Below are 298 nucleotides of genomic sequence, written 5' to 3'. Positions count from 1 at the left end.
TGGCGGCATGAACCCCGCGCGCAATGGCGCGGGCCAGGGTATCGGCCGCCACCGCGCCCACGCCCAGCACCGCCAGATCGCGCGGGCCGGTCACCGGACGGCGCGCGGTGCACAGGGCAAAGACCACATCGCCATCAAACGGGGTGTGCACCGGGCGAATCGCGCGGGCGAGGCCATCCTGCGCCATGATCGCCACGCGCTTCATCTCGTCAGCGGTCAGATCAAGGTCGGTGGCGACGCAGGCGATCGTGGTGTTCTCACGCGGGGCCGGCAGCTTGGTACCGCCCCATTCCTCTGG

General features: G+C 70.8%; 1 protein-coding gene. It reads right to left on the bottom strand.

All coding sequences use genetic code 11. The features are described from left to right. The coding region (locus tag H926_RS28605; protein ID WP_043610334.1) for a P1 family peptidase at positions 1-298 on the bottom strand (298 nt) is incomplete at both ends.

Source organism: Novosphingobium sp. B-7, from assembly GCF_000410615.1.
GTDB classification, from domain to species: Bacteria; Pseudomonadota; Alphaproteobacteria; order Sphingomonadales; family Sphingomonadaceae; genus Novosphingobium; species Novosphingobium capsulatum.
The sequence above is the reverse complement of the archived record's forward strand: the minus strand, read 5'-3'. Positions and strand labels throughout refer to the sequence as shown.